7 protein-coding genes are annotated in these 8,165 nt (G+C 68.0%); 4 read left to right on the top strand and 3 right to left on the bottom strand.

All coding sequences use genetic code 11. The annotated features are described in order from the left end of the window. Both astE and L810_RS28755 read left to right on the top strand, forming a co-directional pair. A partial coding sequence (gene astE, locus L810_RS28760) for a succinylglutamate desuccinylase (RefSeq protein WP_042976571.1) occupies positions 1-918 on the top strand: 918 nt, incomplete at its 5' end. 366 nt (positions 919-1,284) lie between these two features. After that, the gene (locus L810_RS28755; RefSeq protein ID WP_042976569.1) at positions 1,285-2,079 is read left to right on the top strand and encodes an ABC transporter substrate-binding protein; all 795 of its coding nucleotides are present in this window, start codon (positions 1,285-1,287) and stop codon (positions 2,077-2,079) included. 100 nt (positions 2,080-2,179) lie between these two features. Here L810_RS28755 and L810_RS28750 read toward each other — a convergent pair whose 3' ends face one another. Together L810_RS28750 and cdpA are read right to left on the bottom strand one after the other, a co-directional pair. Beyond that, the gene (locus L810_RS28750; RefSeq protein ID WP_021161766.1) at positions 2,180-3,679 is read right to left on the bottom strand and encodes an HDOD domain-containing protein; all 1,500 of its coding nucleotides are present in this window, start codon (positions 3,677-3,679) and stop codon (positions 2,180-2,182) included. A gap of 25 nt (positions 3,680-3,704) precedes the next feature. After that, complete coding sequence (gene cdpA, locus L810_RS28745; RefSeq protein ID WP_194290282.1) at positions 3,705-5,447, bottom strand: cyclic di-GMP phosphodiesterase CdpA; 1,743 nt, start codon at positions 5,445-5,447, stop codon at positions 3,705-3,707. 279 nt (positions 5,448-5,726) lie between these two features. Here cdpA and L810_RS28740 point away from each other — a divergent pair, with 279 nt between their 5' ends. After that, positions 5,727-6,278: a peroxiredoxin gene (locus tag L810_RS28740; RefSeq protein WP_021161764.1), complete on the top strand. Its 552-nt coding sequence runs from the start codon at positions 5,727-5,729 to the stop codon at positions 6,276-6,278. A gap of 100 nt (positions 6,279-6,378) precedes the next feature. Here the strand turns inward: L810_RS28740 and L810_RS28735 are convergent, their stop codons facing one another. Continuing rightward, a complete protein-coding gene (locus L810_RS28735; RefSeq protein ID WP_021161763.1) occupies positions 6,379-7,008 on the bottom strand; it encodes an SDR family oxidoreductase in 630 nt (209 codons plus the stop codon). Between the two features lie 239 nt (positions 7,009-7,247). Between L810_RS28735 and L810_RS28730 the strand changes: the two genes are divergently transcribed. Next, on the top strand, positions 7,248-8,165 hold a 918-nt coding region (locus L810_RS28730), incomplete at its 3' end, for an NYN domain-containing protein (RefSeq protein WP_042976573.1).

The following is an 8,165-nucleotide window of genomic DNA, read 5'->3' as shown; positions in this document are numbered from 1 at the left end:
GCGCTCGAACCGGCCGCGGCCGCCGGCGCGACGCGCCCGAGCGTGCTCGTGTCGGCCGGCGTGCACGGCGACGAGACGGCGCCGATCGAGCTGCTGTCGATGCTCGTGCGCGATCTCGCATCGGGCGCGCTGCCGCTCGCATGCCGGCTGCTCGTCGTGCTCGGCAACGTGCCGGCGATGCGTGCCGGCGAGCGTTATCTCGACGACGACCTGAACCGCCTGTTCAGCGGCCGTCATGCGCAGGTGCCCGCCAGCCGCGAAGCTCCGCGCGCCGCGCAACTGGAAGCGGCCGCCGCCGCGTTCTTCACGGACGCGCCGGCCGGCGCCGCGCGCTGGCACATCGACATGCACACGGCGATCCGCGCGTCGGTGTTCGAGCAGTTCGCACTGCTGCCGCACACGGGCACGCCGCCGACGCGCACGATGTTCGAATGGCTCGGCGACGCGCGCATCGCGGCCGTGCTGCTGCATACCGCGAAGGGCAATACGTATTCGCATTTCACGGCCGAGCACTGCGGCGCGCTCGCGTGCACGCTGGAACTCGGCAAGGTGCGCCCGTTCGGCCAGAACGACCTGACGCGCTTCGCATCGGCCGATCGCGCGGTGCGCCAGCTCGTGTCGGGCGCGGGGGGAGATGCGGCCGCGCAGGGCGATCATCCGCCGCTGCCGCGCGTGTTCACGGTGATCGACCAGATCACGAAGCAGAGCGATGCGCTGGAGCTGTTCGTCGCGGCCGACGTCGCGAACTTCACCGCGTTTGCACGCGGCACGGTGCTCGCGCAGGACGGCGACTACCGCTACACGGTGACGCACGACGAGGAACGGATCGTTTTTCCGAACCCGACCGTGAAGCCGGGCCTGCGCGCGGGCCTGCTCGTCGTCGACACGACCCGCGAGACGATCGCGGCGCTCGTTTGAGCGCATGTCCCGACCGGCTGCCGATTGCGCTGCCGCGACGGCACGCGGCGCGCGCCTGACCCGCAACCCGTCGGTATCCCGTCGTCGCCCGCATGCCGGGGCCGACGGCATGCGCCCCCCGGCTTGCGTATTTGCGACACCGTTTTGCAAGTTCGGCGGATCGCCTGACCGGCGCCGCGCGCGCAGCGCAGCATCGCGCGACGTCGCCCGCTTTGCCATATCGGGCCGCGCGGATTGGTACAATCGCGGCCTTGCGGCTGTTGCGCCGCATCACGGCGTGGCATCGCGATTGTCGTGGTCATCCGACCCTGCAATGATGCAAGCGCCCGTAGTTCCGGAACATTCGAGTATCGAGGAGAGCACCTGATGAAGTTGGATTGGCGTAAAGTGGCCGCGCATGCGGTGGTGGCGGCATCGGCGGTGGCGGCAGGCAACGCGGTTGCCGCGGATCTGAAGGAGATCCGGTTCGGCGTCGAGGCCTCGTACGCACCGTTCGAATACAAGACGCCCGACGGCAAGCTGACCGGCTTCGACATCGACATCGGCAACGCGGTGTGCGCGAAGCTGAAGACGAAGTGCGTGTGGGTCGAGAACGACTTCGACGGCCTGATCCCGGCGCTGCAGGCGCGCAAGTTCGACGCGATCAACTCGGACATGACGATCACCGACCAGCGCAAGCATGCGATCGCGTTCACCGATCCGATCTACACGATTCCGAACCAGCTGATCGCGAAGCAGGGCAGCGGCCTGCTGCCGACCCCGCAATCGCTGAAGGGCAAGCGCGTCGGCGTGCTGCAGGGCACGATCCAGGAAGCGTACGCGAAGAAGAAGTGGGCGCCGGCAGGTGTCGAGGTCGTGCCGTACCAGACGCAGGACCTGGCCTACGCCGACCTGAAGTCCGGCCGTCTCGATGCGACGTTCCAGGACGCGGAAGCCGGTTCGAAGGGCTTCCTGGCGAAGCCGCAAGGCCAGGGCTTCGCGTTCGCGGGCGGCACCGTGAGCGACGCCGAGATCCTCGGCTCGGGCGTCGGTTTCGGCCTGCGCAAGAACGACGCGGCGCTGAAGACCGCGCTCGATCAGGCGCTGAAGGACCTGAAGGCCGATGGCACGATCGACAACCTCGCGAAGAAGTACTTCAGCGTGCCCGTGACGCTCAAGTAAGCGTTGCGTTCGATCGCACGATGCAAGCAGACCGGCCGCTCATGCGGCCGGTTTGCTTTTGCAGGCGGGAAAGGGAGGAAAGCGGCGGGGGGCCGCCGCGTCACGCCGGAAAGAACCGGCCCAGTTCGCGTGCGAGCTCGTTGAGCACGCCCATCTCCTGCTGCGTGATCTTGCGCGCGGGCTGCGCGCCGGCCCAGTCGCCGTACAGCAGCGCGACGGTCGTCGTGCCGACGCGCACGGGCAGCAACACGAACGCGCGCGTGTCGTCGAACGCGTCGAGATACCACGCGGGCAGGCGCTTGAGCATCTTCGGCTCCCGTGCCTGCTCGATAAAGATGCCGACCGAGTTCGAGATCGCGAGATGAAACACGTCCGGCTCGAAGCGCTCGTCGAAGCGCAGCCGGTCGAGCATCGTATCGACGCCGGGGCCGAAGCCGAGGCGCGCGGCGAACATGCCGTCGTCGTGACGCACGAACATCACGGTGCGCGTGAACGCGAGGCCGGCCAGCAGGCTTTCCGACGCGAGCGCGAGTACCGGCGTCAGCACGTGCTCGGACGGCAGCGCGCGCAGGTCCGCGAGGCCGGCTTCGAGGCACGCCTCGGGCTCGGCCTGCGCGCGCGCGATCGCATCGGCGTTCGCGCGCAGCTCGACGATCTCGCGCATCATGGTGTCGCTCGCTTCCTCGCGCGCGAGCCGCTCGGCGATCTCGACGAGCGCGTCGGGTTCCATGCCGAGTTCCGCGCCGTAGTGCTGCGCGAGCGCGGCGATGCGCGCGTCGCGCTGCGGGCTCGCGGGCATCACGAGCGCACCCGCGACGTCGGTCGAGCAGCGGCTGATCTCGCGCAGCCAGCGGACGCGCTCGGTCGGGCCGTCGTCGGACACCTCGCCCGCATCGAGGTCGTCCTCGTCGTGGCCGAACGCGTCGGTGCGGACCACGTGGTCGTGGTCGGCCATCCCCGCGCGGATCACGTCGGGCAGCCGCCAGCGCGCGGCCGCCTCGAGCCCGATCTCGTCGAAGCCGACGCCGAGCACGTCGATGCAGGCGGCCGCTTCGTCGCCGTTCAGTTCGGCCGCGCGGCGGCGGATCCGGTCCCATTCGCTGTCGAGATAGCAGACCACGAGCAGCTTGCCGACCTGGCGCATCAGCGTGCAGACGACGGCTTCCTCGCCCGCGCGCAGCTCGACGCGTTCGGTGAGCTTGCGTGCGACGCAGCCGGACAGCAGCGCGCGGTTCAGCTCGAGCTTCGCGTCGATGCGCCGCGGCGTACTGTGGTGGAAATGGTCGACGAGCTTGAGCCCGACGACCAGGTGGCCGACGGCATCCATGCCGAGCACCATCAGTGCGCGGGTCACGGTCGTGATGTTGCCGCCGAACGCCATGTACATCGCGGAATTCGCGAGCCGCAGCACTTTCTGCGTGAGTGCGAAGTCCGACAGCACGACGCGCACGAGCGCGGTGAAGTCGAGGTCGTCGTTCTTCATCGCGGCCATCGTCGCGCGCAGCGATTCCGACAGCAACGGGAAATCGCCCCGTTCGTTCATCCGGGCCCACAGCTTGTCGAGCAGCGCGGTGCGGGGCAGGTGTTCGGTGATTGACATACGGATCTGTCCGGTTCGCCGCGCGTCAGGCGGCGGCGTGCAGGTGCAGCTGATGGGCCTCGAAGCGCCGCGCAAGCTCCTCGGACGGCAGCGCCTGGCAGACGAGCCAGCCCTGGATATGGTTGCAGCCCATTTCCGTCAGCAATTCGCGCTGCGCCTCGGTCTCGACGCCTTCCGCGACGAGCTCGAGATCGAGCGTCTGCGCGAGGCCGACCACGGCCGACACGATCGCGCGGTCGTTGCGCGAGGTCAGCAGGTTCTCGACGAAACTGCGATCGATCTTCAGTTTCGCGAGCGGGAAGCGCTGCAGATACGCGAGGCTCGAATAACCGGTACCGAAGTCGTCGATCGCGAAGCGGATGCCGAGATCGGTCAGCTCCTCGAGCAGCCCCTTCGCCTGCGCGGGATCGTGCATCAGCAGGCTTTCGGTGATCTCGAGCACGATGCGGCGCGGGTCGATGCCCGTCAGCGCGATCGCCTCGCGCACGCTTTGCGTGAAGCGCGGGTCGCGGAACTGCTGCGGCGACACGTTGACCGCCACGTACTGCAGCGCGAGCCCCTGGCGATCCCACGCGACGAGCTGCATGCACGCGGCCTTGAGCACCCAGTTGCCGAGATAGTTGATCAGGCCGATCGATTCGGCGAGCGGAATGAAGGTCGCCGGCGGCACGAGGCCGTGCACCGGATGGCGCCAGCGGATCAGCGCCTCGACGCCGACCACCGCGCCCGACTGGCTGCGCGTGATCGGCTGGAAATGGAGCGAAAACTCGCCGTTGCGCACGCCGTCGTACAGGTCGGCCTCGAGCTTCAGCCGTTCGGCATCCGCCGGGTCGTCGACGGGCGCGTGGAACGCGAGCGCGTTGCCGCCCGACGCCTTCGCCTGCGCGAGCGCATGGTCGGCACGGCGCAGCAGCGGGCTGTGGTGCTGCGCGCGATGCGGGGCGGCACGCTCGTCAGGGTAGAGCGCGATGCCGATGCTCGCGGACAGGTGCACGGTCTGCCCCTGGTACACATAGGGCTGGCGCACCGCGGCCTGCAGCCGGCGTGCGAGTGCATCGGCGGCATTGCTCGCCTGCGTGCGGTCCGGCGCACTGAGCACGACCGCGAACTTGTCGCTCGCGACGCGCGCGAGCTGTTCGTTCTGCGTGACGAGCGCCTTCAGCCGCTGCGCGGTTTCGCGCAGCAGCGTGTCGCCCGCGTCGTAGCCGAGCGCGCGGTTGATCCGCTGGTAATCGTCGAGGTCGAGCAGCAGCAGTGCCGCGCAGGTGCCGCCTTCGTCGGCGGCCTGCTGCGCGCGCATCAGCGCGGGCACGAGCGCGGACAGGTTGTCGAGGCCCGTCATCGGGTCGTGGTGCATCTCGTAGGTCAGGCGCGCCTCGAGCGCGCGCCACGACGACACGTCGAACGCCGCGATCGCGAACCCGTCGACGCCATGGTGGCGGCTCTTGAACGCGCGGATCTCGACGTCGAGCGGGTAGGTCAGCGATTTCACGATGCACATCGTCGCCTTCTCGACCTGGCCGGAACGCGCGGCGCGCGCAAGCAGGCCTTCGAGCGCCGCGGTATCCTGTTCGGCGATCAGGTCGCGCAGCGTCAGCGTGTGCAGGTAGTCGCGGTGGTAGCCGATGAAGCGCAGGCTTGCGTCCGACACGTAAAGAAAACGCAGTTCGCGGTCGACATGGGCGAGGAAATCCACCGTGCCAACCGTCTGTTCCAGCCAGTTGCGTACGGAGTCGTCGCGGCGCGGGGCGCCGGCGCGCGCGGGCATCAGCGCGCCGCCCGACCAGGCGAAGCGGCGCAGCGTATGCAAGGCGCTGCGCCAGGAGCCCTTGCGTGACGTCTGTTTCCTGTTGGCTTCCATGTTTCTCGCTGACGTGAAGGGCTGGAACCGGTTGTCCGGAAGGAATAACGGCAGACTGTGCGGAATCTTTAACGGGCCGGGCGCGGATGGCGCTGCCGCGGCTCCGAATCGGCCACGCGGGTGTTCGACAGGCGAACGCCCGCGTGACCCACATCGAGGCTGACTTTATAAGAAATGAGGATGCAGATGAAGCGAAAACTGTTGCTGGGCGCCGCCGTGGCGGCGCTGGTGGCCGGTCATGCACTGATGGCGCAGGCGGAACTGAAGCCGGGCGCCGCGGCGCCCGATTTCACGACGCAGGCGTCGCTGGGCGGCAAGACCTACACGTACGCGCTCGCGGACGCGCTGAAGCAGGGGCCGGTCGTGCTCTATTTCTACCCGGCCGCGTTCACGAAGGGCTGCACGATCGAGGCGCACGCGTTCGCGGACGCGGTCGACCGTTACAAGGCTTACGGCGCGACGGTGATCGGCGTATCGGCCGACAAGATCGACACGCTGACGAAGTTCTCGGTGAGCGAGTGCCGGAGCAAGTTCCCGGTCGCGGCCGATCCGGACGCGAAGATCATCCGGGAATACGACGCGAAACTGCCGGCGATCGACCGTGCGAACCGCGTGTCCTATGTGATTTCGCCGGAAGGGAAGATTCTCTACGAATACACGAGCATGTCGCCCGACAAGCACGTCGAGAACACGCTTGCAGCCGTGAAGGCGTGGGCCGACGCCCATCCGAAGCAGTAAACGGGCACCGGGGAACCGGGGCACCGCGTGCGTCAAGCGTCGAGGCGGCCCGTCGTGTGGGCCGCCGGTACGGATCGACGCGGCGGCGCGCGTGAGGGCGCTAGGCGCGCAAGGCCTGCTCGATCGGCACGCTGCCGCCGACGAAGCCGACGATCTTGCGCGAGATGCCGAGCTTGATCGCCTCGATCGCGGCCCAGGCGACATCCTGGCGTGACACGGGCGGGGCGCCGTCGAACCACGCGTCGGTCAGCGCGATCTTGCCGACGCCCGGATCGTCCGTGAGCGGGCCGGGGCGCAGGATCGCGTAGTCGACGCCCGATGCGATCACCCGATCGTCGCCTTCGCGCTTCATCTGCGAATAGTGGCGCAGCGCGTCCGGGCCGAGTTCGGGCCGGTACGCGGACAGCGAGCTGATCACCACGAGCTTCTGCGCGTTGTAGGCCAGCGTGTATTCGGCCGCACGGGCGACCGCGTCGCGGTCGACCTGCTCCTCTTCGGCCGCGCCTTCCCATTCGGCCGAGCCGGCTGCGTAGATCACGTGCGTGATGCCCTGGAATGCGTGCGAGAAATCGTTCGTCAGATCGGCCTCGACCACCCGCGCGCCCGCCAGCGCATAGCCGTGCCGGCGCACGAGCGCCGTGACCTCGAACTCCGGCTGCTTGAGCAGCAGATCCGCGCAGGCCTGGCCCGTTCGGCCGGTCGCGCCAATCAGCAGTACCTTCGTCGTCATGAAACCGCTCCTTGCTCGATGCGTCGTCCTCCCAGATAGGGACGGACGACCGATAACTCAAGTGTAATGTCGATTTGCCCGTGCGGCGGGTGTGTATTAAGGGGCGTACCGGCGGCGGGCCTTCCTGCGGTCATTCGTTCACACGGATGCGGGAATGACGCGCCGACCGGCTATCATGTGCGCGATGCATTTTTCGCCGCTATGTCATACAACGCAGCGGCCCACCGGTTGGAGTACACATGGCATTACCCCTGGACAACGTCAGCATGGCCGTGTTCTGCGACTTCGAGAACGTCGCGCTCGGCGTGCGCGACGCGAAGTACGAGAAGTTCGACATCAAGCCCGTGCTGGAGCGCCTGCTGCTGAAGGGCAGCATCGTCGTGAAGAAGGCCTATTGCGACTGGGATCGCTACAAGGGCTTCAAGGCGTCGATGCACGAAGCGAGCTTCGAGCTGATCGAGATTCCGCACGTGCGCCAGTCGGGCAAGAATTCGGCCGACATCCGGCTTGTCGTGGACGCGCTCGACCTCTGTTACACGAAGTCGCACGTCGATACGTTCGTGATCATCAGCGGCGATTCGGATTTTTCGCCGCTGGTGTCGAAGCTGCGCGAGAACGCGAAGAAGGTGATCGGCGTCGGCGTGAAGAAATCGACGTCGGACCTGCTGGTCGCGAACTGCGACGAATTCATCTTCTACGACGATCTGGTACGCGAGCAGCAGCGCACGCTCGCGAAGCGCGAACAGCAGCAGCGCGCAGGCAACGGCGGCGCGAAGCGGCCGGACGAGCCGTCGGCGTCGCGCAAGCACGACCTGGACGCGCGCAAGGCCGAGGCGATCGCGCTGGCCGTGGAGACGTTCGACGCGCTCGCGTCGGAGCGGGACGACGTCGGCAAGATCTGGGCGTCGGTGCTGAAGAGCGCGATCAAGCGTCGCAAGCCGGATTTCAACGAGTCGTACTACGGATTCCGCGCGTTCGGCAACCTGCTCGACGAGGCGCAGGCGCGCGGCCTGCTCGAAGTGGGGCGTGACGACAAGTCGGGCGCGTTCGTGTCGCGGGCACGCCAGTCGGTGGCCGCGGAGCAGGTGGCGCAGGCCGGCGAAGGCGGGGCCGCACACCACGGCGGTCACCACGGCGCGCGCGCGGCGGAGCCGGCG

This window comes from Burkholderia sp. AU4i, assembly GCF_000466765.1.
GTDB lineage: Bacteria > Pseudomonadota > Gammaproteobacteria > Burkholderiales > Burkholderiaceae > Burkholderia > Burkholderia cepacia.
This window is presented reverse-complemented; position numbering and strand designations above follow the sequence as displayed.